The sequence below is a fragment of the Streptomyces sp. NPDC030838 genome, assembly GCF_055572035.1.
Genome location: NZ_JBVIED010000007.1, coordinates 285,539 through 309,805, shown reverse-complemented (window position 1 = coordinate 309,805; position 24,267 = coordinate 285,539). Strand labels below are relative to the sequence as shown.

General features: G+C 72.3%; 21 protein-coding genes. 13 read left to right on the top strand and 8 right to left on the bottom strand.

Annotated features, from left to right (window positions below; all coding sequences use genetic code 11):
* The first annotated feature begins 16 nt into the window (after window positions 1-16).
* Window positions 17-811: a pectate lyase gene (locus ACZ42A_RS20840; RefSeq protein ID WP_468528784.1), complete on the top strand. Its 795-nt coding sequence runs from the start codon at window positions 17-19 to the stop codon at window positions 809-811.
* Between the two features lie 13 nt (window positions 812-824).
* Here the strand turns inward: ACZ42A_RS20840 and ACZ42A_RS20835 are convergent, their stop codons facing one another.
* On the bottom strand, window positions 825-2,264 hold the full coding sequence (locus tag ACZ42A_RS20835) for a sensor histidine kinase (RefSeq protein ID WP_468528715.1): 1,440 nt from the start codon (window positions 2,262-2,264) through the stop codon (window positions 825-827).
* Entirely contained in the window at window positions 2,261-2,953 is a 693-nt protein-coding gene (locus ACZ42A_RS20830; RefSeq protein ID WP_468528714.1) for a response regulator transcription factor, read from the bottom strand. The genes ACZ42A_RS20835 and ACZ42A_RS20830 overlap by 4 nt, the downstream gene beginning before the upstream one ends.
* Window positions 2,954-3,105: 152 nt before the next feature.
* Here ACZ42A_RS20830 and ACZ42A_RS20825 point away from each other — a divergent pair, with 152 nt between their 5' ends.
* The 6 genes from ACZ42A_RS20825 to ACZ42A_RS20800 all read left to right on the top strand — a co-directional run bounded on the left by ACZ42A_RS20825 (window position 3,106) and on the right by ACZ42A_RS20800 (window position 8,532).
* Window positions 3,106-4,443, top strand: a complete 1,338-nt coding sequence (locus tag ACZ42A_RS20825; protein WP_468528713.1) for a ferredoxin reductase family protein — start codon at window positions 3,106-3,108, stop codon at window positions 4,441-4,443.
* 28 nt (window positions 4,444-4,471) lie between these two features.
* A complete protein-coding gene (locus tag ACZ42A_RS20820; RefSeq protein WP_468528712.1) occupies window positions 4,472-5,158 on the top strand; it encodes an FMN-binding protein in 687 nt (228 codons plus the stop codon).
* Window position 5,159: 1 nt separating this feature from the next.
* A complete protein-coding gene (locus ACZ42A_RS20815) occupies window positions 5,160-5,894 on the top strand; it encodes an FAD:protein FMN transferase (protein WP_468528711.1) in 735 nt (244 codons plus the stop codon).
* A gap of 153 nt (window positions 5,895-6,047) precedes the next feature.
* Window positions 6,048-7,214, top strand: coding sequence for an ABC transporter ATP-binding protein (locus ACZ42A_RS20810; protein WP_468528710.1), 1,167 nt, complete (start codon window positions 6,048-6,050; stop codon window positions 7,212-7,214).
* A complete protein-coding gene (locus ACZ42A_RS20805) occupies window positions 7,211-7,867 on the top strand; it encodes an ABC transporter permease (protein ID WP_468528709.1) in 657 nt (218 codons plus the stop codon). The genes ACZ42A_RS20810 and ACZ42A_RS20805 overlap by 4 nt, the downstream gene beginning before the upstream one ends.
* A complete protein-coding gene (locus ACZ42A_RS20800) occupies window positions 7,864-8,532 on the top strand; it encodes an ABC transporter permease (protein WP_468528708.1) in 669 nt (222 codons plus the stop codon). The genes ACZ42A_RS20805 and ACZ42A_RS20800 overlap by 4 nt, the downstream gene beginning before the upstream one ends.
* Window positions 8,533-8,541: 9 nt before the next feature.
* On the opposite strand, the gene ACZ42A_RS20795 is transcribed toward ACZ42A_RS20800, so the two are convergent.
* Genes ACZ42A_RS20795 through ACZ42A_RS20780 form a run of 4 tightly spaced genes read right to left on the bottom strand, consistent with a single transcriptional unit; the run spans window position 8,542 to window position 12,659 of the window.
* Complete coding sequence (locus ACZ42A_RS20795; protein WP_468528707.1) at window positions 8,542-9,156, bottom strand: GTP-binding protein; 615 nt, start codon at window positions 9,154-9,156, stop codon at window positions 8,542-8,544.
* On the bottom strand, window positions 9,143-9,583 hold the full coding sequence (locus ACZ42A_RS20790; RefSeq protein ID WP_468528706.1) for a DUF742 domain-containing protein: 441 nt from the start codon (window positions 9,581-9,583) through the stop codon (window positions 9,143-9,145). Before ACZ42A_RS20790 ends, ACZ42A_RS20795 begins: the two co-directional genes overlap by 14 nt.
* Window positions 9,584-9,597: 14 nt before the next feature.
* A complete protein-coding gene (locus ACZ42A_RS20785; RefSeq protein WP_468528705.1) occupies window positions 9,598-10,074 on the bottom strand; it encodes a roadblock/LC7 domain-containing protein in 477 nt (158 codons plus the stop codon).
* Complete coding sequence (locus ACZ42A_RS20780) at window positions 10,071-12,659, bottom strand: sensor histidine kinase (RefSeq protein ID WP_468528704.1); 2,589 nt, start codon at window positions 12,657-12,659, stop codon at window positions 10,071-10,073. Before ACZ42A_RS20780 ends, ACZ42A_RS20785 begins: the two co-directional genes overlap by 4 nt.
* Before the next feature lie 355 nt (window positions 12,660-13,014).
* On the opposite strand from ACZ42A_RS20780, the gene ACZ42A_RS20775 reads away from it, so the two are divergent.
* From ACZ42A_RS20775 to ACZ42A_RS20755, 5 genes are all read left to right on the top strand, one after another.
* Window positions 13,015-13,977: an ABC transporter substrate-binding protein gene (locus ACZ42A_RS20775; protein WP_468528703.1), complete on the top strand. Its 963-nt coding sequence runs from the start codon at window positions 13,015-13,017 to the stop codon at window positions 13,975-13,977.
* Window positions 13,978-13,987: 10 nt separating this feature from the next.
* On the top strand, window positions 13,988-15,484 hold the full coding sequence (locus tag ACZ42A_RS20770; RefSeq protein WP_468528702.1) for an aromatic amino acid ammonia-lyase: 1,497 nt from the start codon (window positions 13,988-13,990) through the stop codon (window positions 15,482-15,484).
* Between the two features lie 317 nt (window positions 15,485-15,801).
* Window positions 15,802-17,607, top strand: coding sequence for a S8 family peptidase (locus tag ACZ42A_RS20765; RefSeq protein WP_468528701.1), 1,806 nt, complete (start codon window positions 15,802-15,804; stop codon window positions 17,605-17,607).
* Between the two features lie 335 nt (window positions 17,608-17,942).
* On the top strand, window positions 17,943-18,590 hold the full coding sequence (locus ACZ42A_RS20760) for a ScbR family autoregulator-binding transcription factor (RefSeq protein WP_468528700.1): 648 nt from the start codon (window positions 17,943-17,945) through the stop codon (window positions 18,588-18,590).
* A 54-nt stretch (window positions 18,591-18,644) separates the two neighbouring features.
* Window positions 18,645-19,823, top strand: coding sequence for a damage-control phosphatase ARMT1 family protein (locus ACZ42A_RS20755; RefSeq protein WP_468528699.1), 1,179 nt, complete (start codon window positions 18,645-18,647; stop codon window positions 19,821-19,823).
* Between the two features lie 17 nt (window positions 19,824-19,840).
* On the opposite strand, the gene ACZ42A_RS20750 is transcribed toward ACZ42A_RS20755, so the two are convergent.
* Window positions 19,841-21,106 carry a cytochrome P450 gene (locus tag ACZ42A_RS20750; RefSeq protein ID WP_468528698.1) on the bottom strand — a complete coding sequence of 422 codons (1,266 nt, stop codon included), beginning with the start codon at window positions 21,104-21,106 and terminating at the stop codon, window positions 19,841-19,843.
* The gene (locus ACZ42A_RS20745) at window positions 21,103-21,918 is read right to left on the bottom strand and encodes an alpha/beta fold hydrolase (RefSeq protein ID WP_468528697.1); all 816 of its coding nucleotides are present in this window, start codon (window positions 21,916-21,918) and stop codon (window positions 21,103-21,105) included. Before ACZ42A_RS20745 ends, ACZ42A_RS20750 begins: the two co-directional genes overlap by 4 nt.
* Window positions 21,919-22,080: 162 nt before the next feature.
* Here ACZ42A_RS20745 and cyc2 point away from each other — a divergent pair, with 162 nt between their 5' ends.
* On the top strand, window positions 22,081-24,246 hold the full coding sequence (gene cyc2, locus ACZ42A_RS20740) for a germacradienol/geosmin synthase Cyc2 (protein WP_468528696.1): 2,166 nt from the start codon (window positions 22,081-22,083) through the stop codon (window positions 24,244-24,246).
* The last annotated feature ends 21 nt before the right edge of the window (window positions 24,247-24,267 follow it).

Here is a 24,267-nt window from a genome sequence, read left to right as displayed (position 1 = left end):
CAAGGCGAACACCAAGATCTGGTCGCTGGAGGCGACCACCTCCACCTCCCCGCCCGCATCCCCGACGCCCACCGTCACCAGGACCACGGCCGCGCCCAGCCCCACGCCGACCTCCGCCCTCGGCGCCTGGCCGACCCCGGCCGGACAGCAGGCGGTGCCCGCCACCATCGAGGTCTCCGGCACCTACGACGGCGGCCTCAAGCGCTTCCACGGCTCCGGCGACCTCGGCAGCGACGGCCAGAGCGAGAGCCAGGGCCCGCTGTTCGAACTCGCCGACGGCGCGGTGCTGAAGAACGTGGTCCTGGGTGCCCCGGCCGCCGACGGCGTCCACTGCCTGGGCAGCTGCACCCTGCAGAACGTGTGGTGGGAGAACGTCGGCGAGGACGCGGCCACCTTCAAGGGCAAGTCGGCCTCGGCGACGTATCTCGTCACCGGAGGCGGCGCGAAGGGCGCGGACGACAAGGTGTTCCAGCACAACGGCGCCGGCACCGTGACCATCCGGGACTTCCAGGTCTCCGACTTCGGCAAGCTGTACCGCTCCTGCGGCAACTGCAAGACGCAGTACAAGCGGGCCGTCGTCCTCAGCAATGTGAAGGTGACCACCCCCGGCAAGGTGCTCGTCGGCGTCAACGCCAACTACGGGGACACCGCGACGATCTCCGGGGTGACCCTGACCGGGTCCGGCGCCCAGAAGATCACCGTCTGCGAGCGGTTCCAGGGCAACAGCACCGGCGCCGAGCCCACCTCCCTGGGCACCGGCCCGGACGGCACGCACTGCCGCTACGGAGCCTCGGACATCACCTACGGGTGACGCCCCGAGGGACCTACGGGTGAAGCGGCAGCCGGACGGCGAACTCCGTCCGGCCCGGCTCACTGGTCACCTCGAGGGTGCCGCCGTGCACCCGCACCAGGGAGGCGGCCACGGACAGGCCCAGGCCGCTGCCGCCCCGGTCGCGGCTGCGGGCCTTGTCCACGCGGTAGAAGCGGTCGAAGACCCGCTCCCGGTCGGCGGCCGGAATACCGGGCCCCGCGTCGGTGACCCGTACCAGAGCCGCCCCGGCCGCGACCGAGGCCTCCACGCACACCTCGGTCCCGGCCGGGGTGTGCACGGCCGCGTTGGTGAGCAGGTTGTCCAGCACCTGCCGGATCCGCTGCGGATCGAGCCACAGCCGCACCGGCCCGCCCCCGGTCCGCACGGTCAGCGGATGGTCCGGGTGGCTCGCCCGGAACGCGTCGGCGGCCTGCTCCACCAGCTCCGTCAGATCCGCCTCGGTCATCCGCAGCGGCGTCTCCACCTCGGCCGCGTCCAGCCGGGCGAGCAGCAGCAGATCGTCCAGCAGGAACCCCATCCGGGCGGCCTCGGCGCGCAGCCGCGCCAGGTGCTTCTCGCGTTCCTCCGGCGCGTTGGCGGCGGCGTACTGGAACAGGTCCGCGTAGCCGCGTACGGACATCAGGGGGGTGCGCAGCTCGTGCGAGGCGTCCGCGACGAACCGGCGCAGCCGCTGCTCGGCCTCCGCGCGCACCGCGAGGGAGTCGTCGATGTGCTCCAGCATGGTGTTGAAGGCGGTGCGCAGCTCCTCCACCTCCGGACCGCCCCCGGCGCGCGGGGCGCGCAGCGGCAGCCGGGCCGCCGACTCGGTCAGATCGTGCGAGGCGATGCCGTGCGCGGTGTGCGCCATGTCGCTGAGCGGCTTCAGCCCGCGCCGCAGCATCCGCCGCCCGAACACCACCAGCGCCAGCAGGGCGAGCCCGAACGCCACGACCTGGATCCTGATCAGCCGGCCGACGGTGTCCTCGATGTCGTCCATCGGCGCGGCGCTCACCAGCACCACCCCGGGTTCGACCTCGCAGGCACGCAGCCGGTAGGTGCCCGCGCCCTTGAGGTGCTCGGTGCGCAGCAGCTCCGTGGCCGCGGCGGTCTGCGCCCGGGCCAGGGAGGTGAAGTCGTCGACGTCCGCCGGCAGGTCGGCGGGGTCCTCCGGCCGGCGGAGCACGGCGGTGCCGTCCGTCACGTCGTACACGGCGTAGTACCAGCTGTAGTACTTCTTCCCGGAGAGGGTGCCGTAGTCCGCGATGCTCTTGGACTGGGCCACCTGGCCCTGCGCCAGCTGTGTGTCGAGCTGGGCCGACAGATAGTCCCGCATGGACGTCGTCAGCGCCGTGCCGACGATCGCGAACACGAGCAGCGCCAGCGCTCCCAGGCCCAGCGCCAGCCGGGTGCCGAGTCGCAGGCGCCGGTAGGCCGAGCGCAGGCGGCGGATCACCCGGCGGCCTGCCGGATCACATACCCGAAGCCGCGCACGGTGTGGATCAGCTGCCCGCTGCCCGCCTCGTCGAGCTTGCGGCGCAGCCGGCTGACGACCAGCTCCACCACGTTGGACCGGCCGCCGAAGCCGTACTCCCACACATGGTCGAGGATCTGCGCCTTGGTGAGCACGGTCGGCGACTTGCGCATCAGATAGCGCAGCACCTCGTACTCGGTCGGGGTCAGCGTCAGCAGCGTCCCGTCGCGCCGCACCTCCCGGGTGTCCTCGTCCATCGTCAGGTCCCCGACCCGCAGCACCGACCGCTGGAACCCGGGCCCTGAGCTGCGCCGCAGCACGGTCCGCAGCCGGGCCATCAGCTCCTCCACCGCGAACGGCTTGACCAGGTAGTCGTCGCCGCCCCGGGTCAGCCCCGCCACCCGGTCGGCGATCCCGTCGCGCGCGGTGAGGAACACCACCGGCACCATCGTGCCCGAGCCGCGCAGCCGGTCCAGGACGCCGAAGCCGTCCAGGTCGGGCAGCATCAGATCGAGCACCACGATGTCCGGGTGGAACTCGGCGGCCCGGCGCAGCGCCTGCTCGCCGGTGTTCGCGGTGACCGCCTCCCAGCCCTCGTAGCGGGCGACCGTGGCGACGAGGTCGGCGATGGGCGGATCGTCGTCCACGACGAGGAGTCGTACTTTTTCCACCCGTTCATAGTGCGCGATCCACCCGATCGGACCAGCCTCGCGCGGCACTCGGGCACCGATCGATACACACTTGAAAGTTGTACGACAGGAATTCGACAGCTCCGGGCGGCCAAGCTCGGTGTCCCCAGGCCCCGATCTAGGAGTTGCCGTCCGTGACGACCGTCCAATCGCCTCCCCGACCCCCCACGGCGATACGTCCCAAAGTGGTGGCGCGCACCGGTCTGTACGCCGTGCTCGCCGCCAACGCGGCCGTGGTGACCTTCTTCTTCGTCCAGGCCGGGTTCGCGTCCAACGCGCTGATCGTGCTGGGCCGCGCGGCCGGCCTGTACGGCGCGCTCGTCATGGCCTTCCAGCTGCTGCTGGTGGCCCGGCTGCCCTGGCTGGACCGCCGCATCGGCATGGACCGGCTCACCCTGTGGCACCGCTGGACCGGCTTCGCGCTGCTGTGGACGCTGCTCGCGCACGCCGTGTTCATCACCTTCGGCTACGCCGACTCCTCCGGGATGGACCCGGTGAACCAGCTGGTGGACCTCGCCGAGACCACCGAGGGTGTGCTCCGCGCGGTCGTCGCCCTCGCCCTGATCCTCGTCGTCGGCACCGTCTCGGCGCGCTTCGCCCGGCGCCGGCTGGCCTACGAGACCTGGCACTTCATCCACCTCTACACCTACCTCGCGGTCGTCCTCGCCTTCTCCCACCAGGTCACCGTCGGCTCCACCTTCGTCTCCTCGCCCGTCGCCACCGCCTACTGGTGGACCCTGTGGGGCGTCGCGCTCGGCTCGGTGCTGCTCGGCCGCCTCGTCCTGCCCCTGTGGCGGAACCTCCGCCACCAGCTGCGCGTCTCGGCCGTCGTTCCCGAGAACGACAACGTCGTCTCCGTCCACGTCACCGGCCGCGACCTCGACCGGCTGCCCGCCCTCGCCGGCCAGTTCTTCCTCTGGCGGTTCCTGACCCGCGACCGCTGGTGGCAGGCCAACCCGTTCTCCCTGTCGGCGGCACCCGACGGCCGCACCCTCCGGCTGACCGTGAAGGCGGCCGGCGACGGCAGCGCCGCCCTGCGCCACCTGCGGGTCGGCACCCGGGTCTTCGCCGAGGGCCCCTACGGGGCGTTCACCGCGATGCACCGCACCCGCTCCGACGCCGTACTCGTGGCGGGCGGCGTCGGCGTCACCCCCATCCGGGCGCTCCTGGAGGAGCTGCACGGCCACGCCGTCGTGATCTACCGGGTGGCCACCGAACGCGACGCCGTGCTCTACGACGAGCTGCGCGAGCTGGCCCTGGCCAAGGGCGCCGAGCTGTACCTGATCAGCGGCCCGCCCCAGCCCGACCAGCTGGCACCGGCCGCGCTCGCCCGACTCGTCCCCGACATCGCCGACCGGGACGTCTACCTCTGCGGCCCGCCCGGCATGACGGCCGCGGTCCGGCGCAGCCTGCGCGAGCTGGGCGTACCGGCACCGCAGATCCACTTCGAACGCTTCAGCCTGGCCGGATGACAGGCACGACGGGAACGAGGGAAACACCGTGAAACGAGCACTGCCTGTCCTGGCCCTGACCGTCGCCGGCCTGGTCCCCGTCTGGCGCTACGCCCCGTCGCCGGAGACCACCTCCACCGGCGAGGCCGCGGCGGCGCAGGCACCCTCCGCGTCCGCCCCCGCCGCCTCCTCCGACGTGGTCGCCGGTTCGACCGTCGCCACGGAGAAGGGCGACGTGCAGGTGGAGGTGACGTTCGAGGGTGAGCGGATCGCGTCGGTGCGGATGCTGAAGCAGCCGAATCATCCGCAGACGGCGAACGCGGTGCCGAAGCTGATCGAGGCGACTCTGGAGGCGCAGAGCGCGGACGTCGACACGGTGTCGGGTGCGACGATCACGAGCGAGGGCTACCGGGAGTCGTTGCAGGCCGCGCTCGACGAGCGGGCCGCGGCGGCGTCGGCCTCGCCGTCCCCCGCCTCGCAGGTGGTGGCGGGTTCGACGGTCGCCACGGAGAAGGGCGACGTGCAGGTGGAGGTGACGTTCGAGGGTGAGCGGATCGCGTCGGTGCGGATGCTGAAGCAGCCGAATCATCCGCAGACGGCGAACGCGGTGCCGAAGCTGATCGAGGCGACTCTGGAAGCGCAGAGCGCGGGCGTCGACACGGTGTCGGGTGCGACGATCACGAGCGACGGCTACCGGAAGTCCCTTCAGGCCGCGCTCGACGCGAAGGGGGCCTGACATGCGGCGGGTCGAGCACGTCATGGGCTTCCCGGTCTCGCTGCGGATCGACGACGCCGAGGTCCCCGAGGGGCTGGCGGACCGGGTGTACGCCTGGCTGCGCGAGGTCGACGAGCGCTTCAGCCCGTTCCGCTCCGACAGCGAGGTGTCCCGGCTGGACCGGGGCGACATCGCGCCCGGGGACGTCAGCGCCGACCTCGCCGAGGTGCTGGCCATCGGCGAGCGCTACCGGATCGCCACCGGCGGCGCCTTCGACGTCCGGATGCCCGGGCGCGGCCTCGACCCCTGCGCGGTCGTCAAGGGCTGGTCGGTGCAGCGGGCGGCCGACCTGCTGACCGCCGCCGGGGTACGGCGGTTCTGCCTCAACGCCGGGGGCGACGTCGTCGTCGCGGGCGGGCCCTGGCGGGTGGGCATACGGCACCCCGAACACGCCGACCGGGTCTGCGCGGTGCTGGAGCTCACCGACGGCGCGGTCGCCACCTCCGGCCGCTACGAACGCGGCGACCACATCCTCGACGCCCGCACCGGCCGCCCCGCGACCGGCCTCCTCGGCGTCACCGTCATCGCACCCACCCTCACCGAGGCCGACACCATCGCCACCGCCGCCTTCGCCCTGGGCCCGGACGGCGTCACCTGGGCGGCCGGCCAGGACGGCTGCGAGGTGTACGCCGTCGACGCGGACCGCCGGGTCCGGCGGACGGCGGGGGTGCCGCTGGCAGCCACGCAGGCGGCCTGACCCTGCGGACGGCACAACAGCCGTACCGGCGAAGGGAATCGGCGGCGGCGTGTTGATCTGGTGGCCACATGACGGGTCTAGACTCTCCGGGCAACGGCCCGCCGCCCGGCGCGAGCGGGCAGCGGCTGCCAGACCCGAAGGGTGTTCGGCGTTTTGATACGGATGGATTCAGTCACCAAGCGGTACCCGGACGGCACGGTGGCGGTCGACCGGCTGTCACTCGAGATACCGGACCGTTCGATCACGGTCCTGGTCGGACCGTCGGGCTGCGGCAAGACGACGACCCTGCGGATGATCAACCGGATGATCGAGCCGAGCGAGGGAACGATCCTCCTCGACGGCGCCGACATCCGGCAGCGGCCCGTCAACGAACTGCGCCGCTCCATGGGGTACGTCATCCAGCACGCCGGGCTCTTCCAGCACCGCACGATCGTCGACAACATCGCCACCGTGCCCCGCCTGCTCGGCTGGCGCAAGGACAGGGCCCGCGCCCGCGCCCGGGAACTGATGGAGCGGGTCGGCCTCGACGCCTCCCTGGCCCGCCGCTACCCCTACCAGCTCTCCGGCGGCCAGCAGCAACGCGTCGGCGTGGCCCGGGCGCTGGCCGCCGACCCGCCCGTCCTGCTCATGGACGAGCCGTTCTCCGCCGTCGATCCCGTCGTCCGCAAGGGCCTGCAGGACGAACTCCTCCGGCTGCAGGAGGAGCTGGGCAAGACCATCGTCTTCGTCACGCACGACATCGACGAGGCCGTCAAGCTCGGCACCATGGTCGCCGTCCTGCGCACCGGCGGCCGGCTCGCCCAGTTCGCGCCGCCCGCCGAGCTGTTGTCGAACCCCGCCGACCCCTTCGTCGAGGACTTCCTCGGCGCCGACCGGGGCATCCGCCGGCTCTCCTTCTTCCCCTCCGCCGGGCTGGGCCTGCTCACCGCGCCGATCGTCGCCGTCGACGCCACCGCCGAGCAGCTCGCCGCCCGCGCCACCGACGGCACCCCCTACCTCCTCGTCACCGGCCTCGACGGCAGGCCCCTCGGCTGGGCCGAGCCGGGCGACCTCACCGCCGGGGACATCAGGCCGGAGCGACTGCTGCCCTGCGGGCGGCCGTTCACGGCCGGCACGGACTCGTTGCGCGCCGCGCTCGACTGCGCGGTGCTCTCGCCCACCGGCTGGGCGGTCGCCGTGGACGGTGAGGGCCGGGCGGCCGGGGTGGTCTCGCAGCAGACCATCGGCGAGGCCATCCGCGGCGCCCACGCGAACGACGGAAAGGCCGAAGGAGAGACCGTGGGAATGGCCGACGGAAAGGCCGAGAAGGTCGCGCGATGAGCGAGCTGTTCGACATGCCCAGCGACCTCCAGAACAGCTACCTCGGCCTGGTCGCCCTGCATCTGCGCATCGCCCTGCTCCCCGTGCTGGCCGGGCTGCTCGTGGCGTTGCCCGTCGCCCAGCTGTGCGTACGGCTGCGCTGGCTGTACCCGCCCGTGCTGTGGGTGACGACCGTGCTGTACGCCGTCCCGTCGCTCGCCTTCTTCGTCGTCCTCATCGACTACACCGGCATGAGCGAGCTGACGGTGATGATCCCGCTGGCCGTCTACAGCCTCGTGGTGTTCGTCCCGGCGCTCGTGGACGGCGTCCGCTCGGTGCCCCGGGAGACCCTCGACGCCGCCACCGCCATGGGCTTCGGGCCCGTACGACGCTATCTCCAGGTGCAGTTGCCGATCGCGGCCCCCGCCGTCATCGCCGGCCTGCGGGTGGCGTCCGTGTCCAGCATCTCCCTGGTCAGCGTGGGGATGCTGATCGGCAACCAGGGAGCCCTCGGCAACCTGCTCAACAGCGGCATGATCTACCACCAGCCGCGCCTGATCTGGCTGTCGGTCGTCGGTACGGCCGTCCTCGCCCTCCTGGTGGACGCGGCCCTGATCCTGCTGCGGACACTGCTGACCCCCTGGATGCCGTCCGCGAAGGGGACAGCCCGGTGAACGTACTGAACTTCGTCGACGCCTTCTTCAGCGACGGCGCCCACTGGCGCGGCTACGACGGCATACCCACCCGCGTCCTCGAACACGTCCAGTACACGCTGCTGGCACTCGGCATCGCCGCCGCCGTAGGACTGCCGGTCGGCCTGCTGACCGGACACACCGGGCGCGGCGGCAACACCCTCGCCCTGATCGCGACCGCCGCCCGCGCGCTGCCCAGCTTCGGCCTGATGGTGCTGATGTTCGTCATCCTCGGGCTCGGCCTCGCCCCCGTGATGATCCCGCTGGTCGTGCTCGCCGTCCCGCCCATCCTGGTCACCACGTACGAGGCGATGCGCTCCGTGGACCCCGCGCCGGTGGACGCCGCCCGGGGCATGGGGATGGGCGAGGCGCAGGTGCTGTTCCGGGTCGAACTCCCGGTCGCGCTGCCGCTGATCCTGAGCGGGCTGCGCTCGGCGGCCATCCAGATCGTCTCGACCGCGACCATCGCCGCGTACGTCAGCTTCGGCGGCGTCGGCCGGTACATCGTCGACGGCCTCTACCAGCGCGACTACGAGAAGGTGGTGGGCGGCGCCACCCTCGTCGCCGCGCTGGCCCTGGCCACGCTGGGGGTGTTCTGGGCGGCGGGACGGCTCGCGGTGTCGCGGGGCGTGCGCCGTAGCGGATGAGCCGGGGGCTCAGCTCTCGGCCCGCGCCAGCGCCAGCTCCAGGACGACGAGCAGCGCGTCCCGCACCGACCCGCGTTCCCGGGCGTCGAAGACGACGACCGGGACGTGGTCGGCGACGTCCAGCGCCCAGCGGACCTCGTCCAGGGCGTGCTCGACCCGTCCGTCGAAGGCGTTGACGGCGACCGCGAACGGGATCCGCCGGTGCTCGAAGTAGTCCACGGCCGCGTAGCAGTCGTCGAGGCGGCGGGTGTCGACGATGACCAGCGCGCCGACCGCGCCCTCGACGATGTCGTCCCACATGAACCCGAACCGCTCCTGCCCGGGCGTGCCGAACAGATACAGCTTCAGCGTGGGGTCGATGGTCAGACAGCCGAAGTCCATGGCCACCGTCGTGGTGGTCTTGCGCGGGGTGTGGCTCAGATCGTCCACCCCCGCCGCGACCTCGGTGATGGCCGCCTCGGTGGTCAGCGGCTCGATCTCGGAGATCGAGCCGACCGCGGTGGTCTTGCCCACGCCGAAACCGCCCGCGATCACCATCTTCACCGGCAGCGGCGGCCGTACGGCGGTCCGCGCGGCGGCGCCGGGGGACGTGCCGGGGAGGGCGACGGGCTCAGTCGGTGTCACGGAGTACCCCTCGGGAGTCGGGGATGGCCCGCAGGCCATCGATAACCCTGCGCAGGACGGAGGCGTCATGGGTGGCGGCCGTGTCCGGCACGTGCACCGCCAGATGCCCGGCGGCCCGCAGATCCTCCGCGAGCACCCGGACCACGTTGAGATGCAGCCGCAGCCGGGCCGCGATCTCCGCGAGGGACTGCGGCCGCGCGCACACGGCGACGATGTCGTGCTGCTCGAAGGAGAGCCGGCCGAGCGCGTCGAGCCCCTCCGCGGTGGCGATCACCTGGGTCTCCACCGGCATCGGCCGCTCCGCCGCGGCCTCGCCGGCGCCCGCCACCCGGCCCGCGGTGACCAGGAACGGGCGTACGGCGGGGACGGGGCCGACCGGTTCCGGCTCCTCGTCCGGGCCCGGGGACGGCGGGAAGCCGTCGGCCATGGATGGTCTCCCGTTCAGCCCGTCGGCGCGGCGCCGACGCTGTTCTTCAGCTCCAGCACCAGCTGCGGGCTGAGCGCGGCACCGGCGCGGTTGGCGAACAGCGTCATCTCGTACGCGATGTTGCCGAGCTTGGCCTCCTTGTCGGCGACCACGCCGAGCACGGCGCCGCTGCCGATCGCGGAGACCAGCACATGGCCGCCCTCCAGATCGATGATGACCTTGTTCAGCGCGCCCAGGCCGTAGTTGCCGGAGGCGCCGGCGGCCAGGCTGGTCAGGCCGGAGACGATCGCCGCCAGCCGTTCCGAGTGCGCGCGCTCCCGCAACTGCGCCACCGCGATGAGCAGTCCGTCCGAGGACACCGCGATGGCGTCCACGACGCCCGCGGTCTCGGTCGCGAAGCGGTTGAGCAGCCAGGTGAAGTCGGCTGCGGCGGCCCGCAGGTCGTCCGGTGCGGTGTCTCCGGCGGGAGTGCCACCTGTCTGCGTGCTCAACTCTCCGCTCCTTCCGGGGGATTGGTCTGTGGGTGCGGGTGGGGGGTCTCGGGTGCGGTGCGCGGGATGTCCGGGCGGGGGATGCCGGTGCCGTTGCTGTCGCGGTGGGCGCGTTCGACGGCCGCCTCGAACTCCTCCAGCGCGTCGCGCACCGCCTCCGCGTCGGCCGGGCGCACCGCCTGACGCGCGGCGTGCGGGTCGGCGTCCGCGCCGAACGTCGTGCGCAGGGTCGCCCCGCGGACCCGGCGCTTCAGCGGACGGACACCGCCGTCCGCCGGGGCGGACTCGGTGCGGGCGCGGGGGATGAGCGGGGCCCTGCCGGTGTCGGCGGCGCGGTCGGGGGTGCGGTCGGCGGCGCCGGGTTCGCGCCGGGGCAGCCTGCGGGGGAGCGGGGCCGCGGGGCCGTCGAGGGCCGGGTGCTCTCCTCGTACGGCTTCCGGCTCGGCGTCGGCCGCCGGTCCGCGGTCCGGTCCGGCTCCGTCGTCCCGTACGGCTCCGTCGTCACCCCGTACGGCTCTGTCACCCCGTACGGCCGTCACCGCACCGCCGTCCCGCGGCCCGCCGTCCGCCGGGACCTCCGCGGCGGGCACCGGGCCGGAGGCCGACGGTGGCGCGGCGGGGACCGTGGGTGCCTCGCCGCCCGGGGCGGTCGCGGCGGTCGTCAGCAGCAGCGCCGGCGGGAGGGCGATCTCGGCCGTGACACCGCCGCCCGGGGTGCGGGACAGGGTGACCCCGATCTCCCAGCGGCGCGCCAGCGTGCCCACCACGAACAGGCCGAGCACCTTCGTCGGCACGAGGTCGAGCCGTTCGCGGCGGATCAGCCGGGCGTTCTCCTCGGCGAGCCGTTCCGCGCTCATGCCGAGGCCGTGGTCGGCGACGGTGACCGTCGCCCCGTCCGGGCCGCCCTGCACGGTGACCTCGACGGCGCTGCCGGCGGGCGAGAACGACACGGCGTTCTCGAGGAGTTCGGCGACCATCAGGGTGAGGTCGCCGACCACGTCGGGCTCGACCATGACCTCGGTCCCGGCGTGCAGCTCGACCCGCTGGTAGCCCTCGATCTGCCCGAGCGCGGCCCGTACGACGTTGGTGAGCGCGGCCGGGCCCGCGTCCAGGACGGCCTCGCGGATGCCGGCCAGCAGCATCAGGCTGTCGGCGTTGCGGCGCAGCCGGACCGCGATGTGGTCGATGCGGTAGAGCCGTTCCAGCAGCGCCGGATCGGTCTCCCCACGCTCGACGGCGTCGATCAGGGCGAGCTGCCGGGTGGTCAGATTGCTCACCCGGCGGCCCACGTTGCCGAACATCTCGGCGACGTTGCGCCGGCTGAGCACCTGCCGTTCCAGCAGCGCGGCGGCGGTGGTCTGGACGTGGTTGAACGCCTCGGCGAGATCGCCGATCTCGTCCCGCGCGGTCACCGGCACCTCGCTCAGCCGCACCGGGGCGTCGTCCTCGGCGTCGTCGTCGGCCACCCGGGCGAGTTCGCGTCCGGCGACGTCGGCGACGGTGCGGGCGGCGCCGGTGAGCGCCTGCACCGGGCGTACCACGGAGCGCCGTACCGCCACCGCGAAGGCCAGCCACAGCGCGAAGCCGAGCAGGGCGAGGCCGAGCAGCCAGCCGGCGTTCCACCAGGCGTCGGAGGAGGCCTCGTCGGCGCGGTCGGCGATCTGGTCGATGAGCGAGGCGGTGATCTCCAGCCGGGTCGCGGACTGGTCGCGGTAGGCGGGGTAGGCGGCGAGCGCCTCGTTGAACTTCTCCCGGATCAGCTCCGGCGTGCCCGCCTGGAGCCCGCTCGGGTCGATCTGGAGCTCCGCGTACTGCCGCCCGATGACGGCCTGCGCCGCGCTGTGCTCGATGCCGCGCAGCTCGGCCGCCTGCGCCTCGGTGGCGAACCGGCCGAAGCGGTCGGCCTGGTGCTGGTACAGCTCGTGGGCGCCGACCGCGTTGATGAACTCGATCAGCGCGTTGGAGTCGCCGGTCGACGCGGAGAACACGCTGGTCTCGAAGGAGCTGTGGGCGGCGTCCGCGCGCAGCAGCGAGTCCAGGAGATTGCCCGTGAAGGTGGCGGCGAGGGCCTGGTTGCGGTCCAGGCCGAGCCCGTCGATCAGTCCCTTGGCGACGCCCGTGTACGCCGGGTCGATGTTGTCGGCGGGCAGATAGCCCTGCTCGATGGTGGCGCGCAGGCTGTCCAGGCCGCGGAGTTCCCGCAGCGCCCGCGCCTCGGTGTCCGGCAGCCGGTCGCCGAAGGTGTCGCGCACCTTCTCCACCTGGGCGTCGACCGCGTCCCGCGCCTCGCGGTAGCCGGTCACGGAGGGTTTCGTACCGGCCCCCGCCGCCTCGTGGCGCACGGACAGCAGGACGGCCTGCTGGTGCTCGGCCTCCACCCGGTCGACCAGGGCGGCCACCTGGGTGCTGTCCCGGACGAGCCGCGCCGCGCTCGCCGCGTCCCGGGCCCGCTCGACCTGATCGGCGATCAGATAGACGAGCACGGCGGCGAGTCCGGCGAGCGGCACGCCGACCAGGACGTTGAGCTTGCGGCGGAACGGCCACCGGTCGGCGAAGCCCCGGATCCCCGCCTCGTGCGTGGACATCGGGCCTCCTTCATGACCGTGTGGGATCGACTTGTGATCGGCTCAGACATGTGTGCAGGCATGTGTGCAGACGTGTGTGCAGACATGTGTGACTGGCGTCAACTCCGGGGAGACTACCGCCTCTTGAGATGATCGATCACGACTGCACGTCAAGAATCCGTTACAACCCGCTCTGATTCCTTGGGAGTTCGTTCGCTTTTCCTACACAACTTGCCGGTTGGAGAGGCTCAACCGACCACTTGTTGAAGGCGATTGTGATCAGGTGGCTCTTGACTGACCGAGAACGCGCTGGATTGGATCGATGACAGCGCAAGGCCACCCACCCCCTCCACTCCCTCAGCCCGGAACGGGAACCGTGACTTCTACCGTGAAGAGCAGCTGGTCCAGAACGAGACACCGCGGCGCGGCCGCCGTCGCGCTCGCCGTCACCGCGGCGCTGGTGGCGGGCTGTGGCTCGTCCGACGACGACAAGGCCGACAACCCGCTCGCGGAGGACAAGGCGGCCGGCGGCACCGTCGTCGTCGGCTCCAACAACTTCGCCGAGAGCATCCTCCTCGCCGACATCTACGGCGAGGCGCTGAAGGCCAAGGGCATCAAGGTCACCTACAAGCCCAACATCGGCAGCCGCGAAACTACCTACGGCCTGCTGAAGAACGGCTCGATCACCGTGCTGCCGGAGTACAACGGCTCGCTGCTCGCCTACCTCGACCCCGAGGCCGAGCAGAAGTCCGCCGAATCGGTGAACGCCGCCGTCAAGACCAAACTCGACTCCAAGCTGACGCTGCTGGAGTCGGCGCCGGCCGAGGACAAGGACTCCGTCTCGGTCAACGCCGAGACGGCGAAGAAGTACGGCCTGAGCGCGCAGTCCACGCTCGCCGACCTCAAGGACATCGCGCCCGACCTGGTCATCGGCGGCTCGCCCGAGTTCCAGACGCGGCACCAGGGGCTGGTCGGCCTGGAGAAGGAGTACGGCCTGAAGTTCAAGTCCTTCAAGGCGCTCGACGCCGGTGGACCGCTGACCCAGGCCGCGCTGGCGAAGAACACCGTGCAGGCCGCGGACATCTTCACCACCGACCCGACCATCACCAAGGAGAAGTTCGTCGTCCTCCAGGACCCGAAGAACCTCTTCGGCTTCGCCAACGTGACCCCGCTGGTCCACAAGAGCGGGCTCTCCCAGGAGGGCGTCGACACCCTCAACGCGGTCTCCGCCAAGCTCGACACCAAGACGCTGCTCGACCTGGACTCCCAGGTGCAGCTGGAGAACAAGGACCCGCTCGACGTGGCCAGGTCCTGGCTGAAGTCGGTCGGCCTCGACTGACCGACCGTCCATGAGCACGGCCACGGACGAAGCGCCCCTCCTGCCCGACCCGCCGGAGACGGCCGCCGGCGTCACCCTCGACGGTGCGCACCTCACCGTCGAGGACGTGGCCCGGCTCGCCGACGGCGAGGCGCGGCCGGTGGTGGCGCCGGAGGCCGAGGAGCGGGTGCGGCGGTCCTGGCTCGCCGCCCAGCGGCTCGCCGCCGCGGGGCGGTTGTACGGGCGCGCCACCGGCGTCGGCGCACACCGCTCGGTGCCGGTCGGGCCGGACGACGAGGCGGACCACGGACTGCGTCTGCTGCGCAGCCACGCGGGCGGCGCCGGAGCACCGCTGCCCGCCCGCCACGCTCGCGCGATGCTCGCCGTCCGCACCAACCAGCTCCTCGCCGGCGGCTCCGGCATCCACCCCGACCTCGTCCACGCCCTCGCCGAAGGCCTGCGGCTCGGCCGGCACCCCGCGGTCCCGGAGTACGGCGGCCTCGGCACCGGCGACCTCACCGCCCTGGCGGAGACGGGCCTCGCGCTGATCGGGGAGCGCCCCTGGCTGCCCCACGGCCCCGGCCCGGCCCCCGCCCCCGTCATCCTCCGCCCCGGCGACGCGCTCGCCCTGCTCAGCAGCAACGCCCTGGCCCTCGGCCAGGCGGCACTCGCCGCGCACACCCTCGGCACCCTGCTGCGCGCCACGCACGCCGTCGCCGCGCTGTCGCTCGCCGCGGTGTCCGGATCGCCGGAGGCGTACGCGGCACCGGTGCACGCCCCGCGCCCGTACCCCGGAGCCGCGCACGCCGCCGCCGAGGTGCGCCGCCTCCTGGCCCTGCCGGACCGAGCGCCCGGCGTCGGCCGCCGCATCCAGGACCCGTACGGCTTCCGGGCCTTCCCCCAGGTGCACGGCTGCGCCCTGGACGCGGCGGACGCGCTGCGCCGGATTGTCGAGACGGAGATCAACCGCCCCTCGGAGAACCCGCTCATCGCCCCCGACGGCACCGCGGCCTACCACCACGGCGGCTTCTACGCCGCCCCGCTCGCCCTCGCCCTCGACGGGCTGAACCTCGCCCTGCTCCAGACCGCCCAGCTCTCCGCCGCCCGCCTCACCGCGCTCGGCCGCCCGGACCTCACCGGACTGCCCGCGTTCCTCGCCACCGGCCCGGCGGGCAGCTCCGGCACGATGATCCTGGAGTACACGGCCACCTCCGCCCTCGCCGAGCTGCGCGCCTGCGCCGCCCCCGCCTCCGCCGGGCACGCCGTCCTCTCGCACGGCCTGGAGGAGGCCGCCAGCTTCGCCTCGCAGGCCGCCCGCCAGACCCTGCGCGCCGCCGACGCCTACCGCACCGTCCTGGCCTGCGAACTGGTCACCGCCGTACGGGCCCTGCGCATGCACCCGTCCCCGCCCCGGGCTCCCGCCTTCGTCACCGCGGCCGGATCCCTGCCCTCCGGCACCGACGACCGGCCCCTGACGAAGGACCTGACGACGGCGGGGGAGCTGCTGACCGCGCTGGCGGAGCTGTAGCCGACGCCCGCTGTGTCTTGCCCACCCCGTACCGGTAACCGGCCCCGCACAGCGGGCCAATCCGGTCACTAGGGGTCAACTCGCGGACCGCGAGGGTGGATTTCCGGCCGGATCGAGGGTTTCCCCTGTATCCGGGTGACCTGCTCTTTGCCTATCGTTCGAGCACAGCTGACCCACAGGTAACCCCTGCAACAGGTTCACGCTCGCGCCTGGCCGGCCATCGCGCTCGCTTTTCGGTAAGCCCCCCTCCGCTTCGACGACGAAGCGCCCGACCGCCGCTCCGAGCTGCCCGGAGTACGGCCACGAAAGGCACGCCCTTGCGTACTTCCCCGTCCCTGCGACGCAAGCTGATATCCGTCGCCGCGGTCTCCGCGGCCCTGCTGACGGCCGGCACCGCCTCGGTCGCCGTCGCCCAGGAACCCGCTCCCCAGGCCTCCGCCGACCTCGCGGCCCGCACCGAGGCCGCCCCCGGCGTCGTCACCGAACGCCTCATCGTCGGCTACGAGTCCGGCGCCTCGGAGGCGAAGTCGAACAAGGCCGCCGAGGCCGACGCCGTCGCCAAGGGCAAGGAGGCCGGCGAGAAGCTGGACTTCCAGCGCCGCCTCGGCACCGGCGCCGCCCTGGTCGACCTCGGCGAGGACCTGACGAAGGCGGACGTCGCCGACGTCATCGCCGAGTACCAGGCCGACCCGCAGGTCGCCTACGTCGTCCCGGACCGCCTGAACAAGCCGCAGGCCGACCCGAACGACACCGACTACGCCAAGCAGTGGGACCTCTTCGAGGCCACCGCCGGCATGAACGTGCCGGGCGCCTGGAACACCACCACCGGCACCGGCGTCACCGTCGCCGTCATCGACACCGGCTACGTCGCCCACTCCGACCTCGCCGCGAACATCGTCGGCGGCTACGACTTCATCGCCGACACCGCCGTCGCCGTCGACGGCAACGGCCGCGACAGCGACCCGTCCGACCCGGGCGACTGGTACGCCGCCGGCGAGTGCGGCGCGGGCATCCCGGCCTCCAACTCCTCCTGGCACGGCACGCACGTGGCCGGCACCATCGCCGCGGCCACCAACAACGCCAAGGGCATGGCGGGCATCGCGTACGGCGCGAAGATCTCCCCGATCCGCGTCCTCGGCAAGTGCGGCGGCTACGACTCCGACATCATCGACGCCATCACCTGGGCGTCCGGCGGCACCGTCTCCGGCGTGCCCGCGAACACCAACGTCGCCAAGGTCATCAACATGAGCCTCGGCGGCGACGGCGCCTGCACCAGCGCCACCCAGAACGCCATCAACGCGGCCGTCAACCGCGGCACCACGGTGGTCGTCGCGGCGGGCAACGACAACGAGAACGTCTCCGGCCACTCGCCGGGCAACTGCAACAACGTGATCTCGGTCGCCGCAACCAACCGCACCGGCGCCAAGGCCTCCTACTCCAACTACGGCTCCCTGATCGACATCTCGGCGCCCGGCGGCCAGACCAGCACCGGCACCGCGAACGGCATCTACTCCACGCTGAACTCCGGCACCAAGACGCCGTCCACCGAGTCGTACGCCTTCTATCAGGGCACCAGCATGGCCACCCCGCACGTCGCCGGCCTCGCCGCGCTGATGAAGTCGGCCAACTCCACGCTGACCCCGGCCCAGATCGAGTCGGCGATCAAGTCCAACGCCCGTCCGCTGCCCGGCGCCTGCTCCGGCGGCTGCGGCGCGGGTCTCGCGGACGCCACCAAGACGGTGCAGGCGGTGAGCGGCTCCGGCGGCTCCACGGGGGGCACCACCTTCACCAGCACCACCGCGGTGAACATCCCGGACGCCGGTTCGGCGGTCGAGTCCCCGATCACCGTCAGCGGCCGCAGCGGCAACGCGCCGTCGGCCCTGCAGGTGGGGGTCGACATCACCCACACCTACCGCGGTGACCTGGTCATCGACCTGGTGGCGCCGGACGGTTCGACCTACCGGCTGAAGTCCTCCAGCTCCTCGGACTCCGCGGACAACGTGCTCACCACCTACACGGTGAACGCCTCCAGCGAGGTCGCCAACGGCACCTGGAAGCTGCGGGTGCAGGACGTGGCCGCGCAGGACACGGGCCGTATCAACAGCTGGAAGCTGACGTTCTGATCGAGGTCTGAACCCCTCCCTGGGCGGGCGGGCCGGACGGTGCGGATGGGCACCGTTCGGCCCGCCTTTTTCGTTTTGCCCTAAACAAAGAACCGCGCATCCGGTCTGTTTCGGGGAGAGTTTGTCATATGCCGAGGCTTCGGATCGTAAGGTTCCGGTCATTGGCCTCCTGGATCTCCCCAGGTTGGGGCTACGATGAACTGCGTCAACTCATCTGCGGGGAGGCGGCGTAGGAACTGACGGTGTGGCACATGCCAGCGGGGTGTGAGCTATCGTGTACACCCTGTTAGTAACAAACGGCATGGCCCGTTCTTTTCAGCCAGGAGATCGAGACGATGGCGAGGCAGTTACGCGCCGAACAGACCCGGGCGACGATTATCGCGGCCGCCGCCGACCTGTTCGACCGGCACGGCTACGAATCGACCAGCCTCAGCGACATCGTCGACCACGCCCACGTCACCAAAGGCGCCCTGTACTTCCACTTCGCGGCCAAGGAGGACCTGGCCCACGCCATCATGGAGATCCAGTCCCAGGCCTCGCGCCGGCTGGCCCGCGAGGTGGACGAACGGGACTGCTCCTCGCTGGAGGCGCTGATGCGCATCACCTTCGGCATCACGCGGCTCGCCGTCGAGGGCCCGGTCGCCCGCGCCGGACTGCGCCTGGCCACCGCGGGCGTGGGCATACGTCCCCCGCTGCCGCACCCGTTCACCGAGTGGCTGGACATCACCTCGCGCAAACTCCTGGGCGCGGTCAAGGAGTCCGACGTCCACCCGGACATCGACATAGACGCCGTCGCCCACTCCCTCGTCAGCTTCTTCGTCGGCACCCGGGTCACGGGCCGTTCCCTCGAACCCCTCGTCCGGCTGCCCCGCCGGGTGGCCGAGATGTGGTACGTCCTGGTCCGTGGCCTGGTCCCGGTGACCCGCCGCCCGCGTTACCTCAGCCTGGTCGCGCAGCTGGAACGGGAGGCCAGAACCGCCTGACCGGCCCCGCCGCCCACGGCGGGGCCCGCGGCCTCGCACGGTACGGTGAGGCGCATGCCCGACACCGCCCCCGCGCCCGTGCTCCGCGCCGACCGGCCCGGCTCCTTCCCGCACGGTGTGCTGGCCGAGCGCCACCCCGCGATCATCCGGCAGGTACAGGAGTCCGTCCCGTACGACCCCGACCGGCGGCGCGCCCTCGACGCCCTGCTGGCGAACTGCACCGAGGGCGTCATCGAACCCCTCCCCGCCGACGCGCCCGACCTGAAGCGCTGGCAGGACTGGGGACTCGACGCCCACACCGGACAGTCCTGGTTCGACGTGCCCTGGCTGTGGTCCGAGAGCTACTTCTACCGGCAACTGCTGCAAGCCGTCGGCTACTTCACCACCGGCCCCTGGCAGGGCATCGACCCCTTCCGCCCGGCAAAGCTCGCCGAGCTGGACGCACCGCAGACCGACGAGGAACTGGCCGCCCTCGACACCCTCGCGGACCGCCCCGCCGACGAACGCTCCCGCGCCCTGCTGCACGGCTCCCTCTGGGGCAACCGGGCCGACCTCGGCTTCCGCCTCTCCGCCGAGGGCGCCGACATCCGCGCCGCCGTCCCCGGCCTGCTCGCCGACGACAGCGAGACCCTCTGGTCGCTGCTCCCGCCCTCCGGCGCGGGCACCGTCTGTCTGGTCGCCGACAACGCGGGCCGGGAACTCGTCCCGGACCTGCTGCTCATCGCCGACCTCCTCGAGACGGGCCGTGTCGAACGGGCCGTCCTGCACGTCAAGCCGTACCCCTACTACGTCTCCGACGCCACCACCGCCGACGTTCTCGACGCCCTGCGCCGGCTGACGTCCGCACCGGGCACGGCCGCGGCGTACGGCAGACGGCTGTGGTCGGCGATGACCGACGGCCGCCTCACCCTCCGCGCCCACCCCTTCTCCAGCTCCCCGCTGCCGTACGCCGAGATGCCGGACGACCTGCGGGCCGACTTCGCCGCGGCCACGCTGACCGTGGTCAAGGGCGACCTCAACTACCGCCGTCTCGTCGGCGACCGACGCCACCCCGCCACCACCCCCTTCGCCTACCTCACCGCCTACTTCCCCGGCCCCGTCGCCGCCCTGCGCACCCTGAAGTCCGAGGTGGTCTGCGGCCTCGACGCCGGAACCGAGGCCGCGCTGACCGCCGCCGAGGGGGAGCGCTGGCGGATCGCCGGCACCCATGCGCTGATCCAGGTCAGGGTGTGAACCCGCGCTGATCCGGATCAGGACGTGATCCGCACCGGCAGCGACTTGATGCCGTTGATGAAGTTCGACACCAGACGTCTCGGCGGCCCTGCGGTCCGCAGCACGGGCAGCGCGCGCAGCGCCTCCCCGTACAGCACCCGCAGCTGGAGCCGGGCGAAGTGCGCGCCCAGACAGACATGCGGTCCGTCCCCGAAGGACACATGCGGATTCGGCGCCCGGCCGAGATCCAGCCGGTCCGGCTCGGCGAACACCCGCTCGTCCCGGTTGGCCGCCGCATGGCAGACGACCACCTTGTCCCCGGCGCGGATCCGGCGCCCCGCCAGCACCGTGTCGCGCGCCGCCGTACGGCGGAAGGTGAGCACCGGCGGATGCCAGCGCAGCAACTCGTCGACAGCCGTGCCGAGCGGTGTCGCGCCGGCCCGCAACCGCTCGTGGGCGGCGGGGTGTTCGGCCAGGGCCAGCAGCCCGCCGGGCGCGGCGCCGCGCACCGTGTCGTTGCCCGCCACCGTGAGCAGGAAGAAGAACATCTCCAGCTCGGCGTCGGCGAGTTCGCCGTCCTGGGCGAGGGTGGTCAGCACATCGTCGCCGGGGTGGCGTCGCTTGTGCGCGGCGAGCTGCTGGGCGTAGTCGAACATGTCCCGCAGGGCCGCGGGGGAGCGCGGGTTGACCGGTCTGCCCCGCTCGTCCCGCACCGGTGGACCGGCCTCGTCCGGGTCCTGGTAGCCGATCACCCGCTGCGTCCAGTGCAGCAGCAGCTCCCGGTCGCTCGCCGGGACGCCGAGCAGGTCGGACAGGTTCAGCAGGGCATAGTCGTCGGTGACGGCGGCGACGAGGTCGACGGTGCCGTCCCCGGCGCCGGCCGCTTCCACGGCCCGGGCGAACAGCGTCCGGGCCCGCTCCTCGGCGATCGCCGTGAACCGCTCGATCCGGCCCGGCGTGAAGGCCCGGCTCACCAGCCGCCGCAGGCGGTTGTGGTGCGGTGGGTCCTGGTTGAGCATCATGCGGCGGATGAAGGGCAGGTCAGCCGGGTCGGGGTCGCGGATCTGGGTCGCGCCGAGATACGACGAGAAGGTCGCCGCGTCCTTCAGCACGCGCACCACGTCGGCGTGCCGGGTCACCGCCCAGAACCCGGGCCCGGCCGGCCAGCCCAGCACCTCGGGCTCCTCCTGCCATGCCACCGGGTGATGGTCACGCAGCACCCGATAGGCGTCGTAGGGCACGCCGGCGGCGTACTGCCGGGGGTCGAAGACGTCGGGGACGGGCGGGGCGTCGGGCAGGGTCATGGGCGCCCCTGGTCGCCGTCGCTGTCGCCGTCGTCGTCGTCGGGGCCGTCCGCCCGCAGGAAGTCCTCCACCACCCGGATCAGCTCCAGAGGGGTCTCGTCCATCGCGTAATGCCCGGCGCAGGGCAGCTCGTACAGCTCCGCGCGCGGATACCAGGCCAGCCAGGTCGAGCGCAGCAGCTCCGCCGAGAGCGCGGGGTCGAGCGCCCCGGCGACCGCGAGGGCCGGGACCGGCGTGCCCTCGACGCGGTCGTGGAAGTCGTCCCGCGCCCAGGAGTCCAGCCAGGCACGGAAGGCCTTCGCGTCGCTCCGGGCGAGGGAGCGGTCGACCATCCGGTCCAGCCAGGCGGCGGGGCGACGGCCGCCGGTGGTGACGTCGATGATGGCCCGCCGGTTCTCCGGCCGGTGCGCCGCGTCCGCGAACAGCTCCCACTGCTCCGGCGGCAGGGCCAGCCCCGAGGCGGGGACGGGAGAGACACCCACGATCCGGCGTATCCGGTGCGGGGCGACGGCCAACAGCCGCTGGGCGATCGCGCCGCCCATCGAGTGGCCCACCACCGAGAACCGCTCCCAGCCCAGCCGGTCGGCCAGCTCCACGAGGTCCAGGGCGGCCTCGCCGGTGGTGTACTCGCCCGGGGTCTCCCGGGCTTCGCCGTAGCCGCGCAGGTCGACCAGCGCGTACTGGAACGCCTGACGGTTCAGGTCCGGCAGCACCGGGGCGTACGCGGAGCGGTCGGCGAACCAGCCGTGCACGGCGAACACCTTGTGGGCGCCGTCGCCGTGCAGTTCGTGAGGGAGCGGGAAGGAAGTCATGGCATCACCGTGGCCGGAGGTCGGGAGGGCGGCAAGAGTGCGTACGAGGGAGGAACGGACCCGCTCCGGCCGGAACTCCCGAACCGCCCGCGGTTCACGCGATGGTGTGATCATGTGCGCCTGGACGGATGTCCCGGTGGGGGCAGGGGTAGGGCCCCGGCCATGACGCAGCCGTTCGAACTCCCGCACTTCTACATGCCGTATCCCGCACGGCTGAACCCGCATGTCGACGAGGCCCGGGCCCACTCGACCGTGTGGGCGCGCGAGATGGGCATGCTGGAGGGCTCCGGGATCTGGGAGCAGGCCGACCTCGACGCGCACGACTACGGCCTGCTCTGCGCCTACACCCACCCCGACTGCGACGCGGACGCCCTCTCGCTCATCACCGACTGGTACGTGTGGGTGTTCTTCTTCGACGACCACTTCCTGGAGACCTTCAAGCGCAGCCAGGACCGCGCCGGCGGCAAGGCCTATCTGGACCGGCTGCCGCTGTTCATGCCACTGGACCTCGACACCCCCGTGCCCGAGCCGCGGAACCCGGTCGAGGCGGGCCTCGCCGACCTGTGGGCCCGCACCGTGCCCTCGATGTCGGCCGACTGGCGGCGCCGTTTCGCCGTGGCCACCGAGCACCTGCTGAACGAGTCCCTGTGGGAGCTGTCCAACATCAACGAGGGGCGGATCGCCAACCCCGTCGAGTACATCGAGATGCGCCGCAAGGTCGGCGGTGCCCCCTGGTCGGCGGGGCTGGTGGAGTACGCGACCGCCGAGGTGCCCGCGTCCGTCGCCGGCTCCCGGCCGCTGAGGGTGCTGATGGAGACCTTCGCGGACGCCGTGCACCTGCGGAACGACCTGTTCTCCTACCAGCGTGAGGTCGAGGAGGAGGGCGAGAACAGCAACGGCGTGCTCGTCCTGGAGACCTTCTTCGGCTGCACCACCCAGGAGGCCGCCGACACCGTCAACGACGTCCTCACCTCACGGCTCCACCAGTTCGAGCACACCGCGCTCACCGAAGTTCCCGCGCTCGCCCTGGAGAAGGGGCTCACCCCGGCCGAGGTCGCGGCGGTGGCGGCGTACACGAAGGGCCTGCAGGACTGGCAGTCCGGCGGCCACGAGTGGCATATGCGCTCCAGCCGCTACATGAACGAGAACGCCACCGCGACCGGCCCCGGGCTGAGCGTCGGCGTGCTCGGCACGTCGGGCACCGACGTCCGCGCGCTGCTCACCTCGGCGGGCGCCCAGCGGCTGCGGGCCTGGACGCACCGGCCGTACCAGAAGGTCGGACCGTCCCTCATCCCCGACATCCGCATGCCGTACCCGCTGCGCCTCAACCCCGGCCTCGACGGGGCCCGCGCCCGCCTCCTGCCCTGGGCGCACCGCATGGGCATCCTCAGCGAGGGTGTCTGGGACGAGGACAAGCTCCACGCCTACGACCTGCCGCTGTGCTCCGCGGGGCTCGACCCGGACGGCTCCGCGGAGGCCCTCGACCTCAGCGCGCAGTGGCTGGCCTGGGGCACGTACGGCGACGACTACTACCCTCTGGTCTTCGGCCACCGCCGCGACATCGCCGCCGCCCGGCTCACCACCGAACGCCTCTCCGCCTGCATGCCGCTCGCCGGCGAGACGCCGGTCGTCCCGGTCAACGGCATGGAGCGCGCCCTCAGCGACCTGTGGCAGCGCACCACCGCCGGCATGGACGAGGACGCCCGCCGAGGGCTGAAGGCCGCCGTCGACGTGATGACGGAGGCCTGGGTGTGGGAGGTGGCGAACCAGCTCCAGCACCGTATCCCCGATCCCGTCGACTACCTGGAGATGCGCCGGGCCACGTTCGGCTCCGACATGACCATGAGCCTGTGCCGCATGGGCCACGGTCCCTCGGTCCCGCCGGAGGTGTACCGCAGCGGCCCGGTCCGCTCGCTGGAGAACGCGGCCGTCGACTTCGCCTGCCTCCTCAATGACGTCTTCTCGTACCAGAAGGAGATCGAGTACGAGGGGGAGATCCACAACGCGGTCCTGGTCGTGCAGAACTTCTTCGGCATCGACTACCCGACCGCACTCCGCGTCGTGGGCGACCTGATGAACCAGCGCATGGAGCAGTTCGAGCACGTGGCCGCGACCGAACTGCCCGTCGTCTGCGAGGACTTCGATCTGTCGGACGAGGCGCGCGCCGGGCTGGACAGCTATGTGACCGCGCTGCAGAACTGGATGGCCGGCATCCTGAACTGGCATCGCTCGGTGGACCGCTACAAGGCCGAGTGGCTGGCCGGCCGCACCCACGGCTTCGTCCCGGACCGGGCTCCTGCGGTCCCCGTCCCCAGCCGGGCCGGCTGACCGCCCGAACTTTCTCGTACG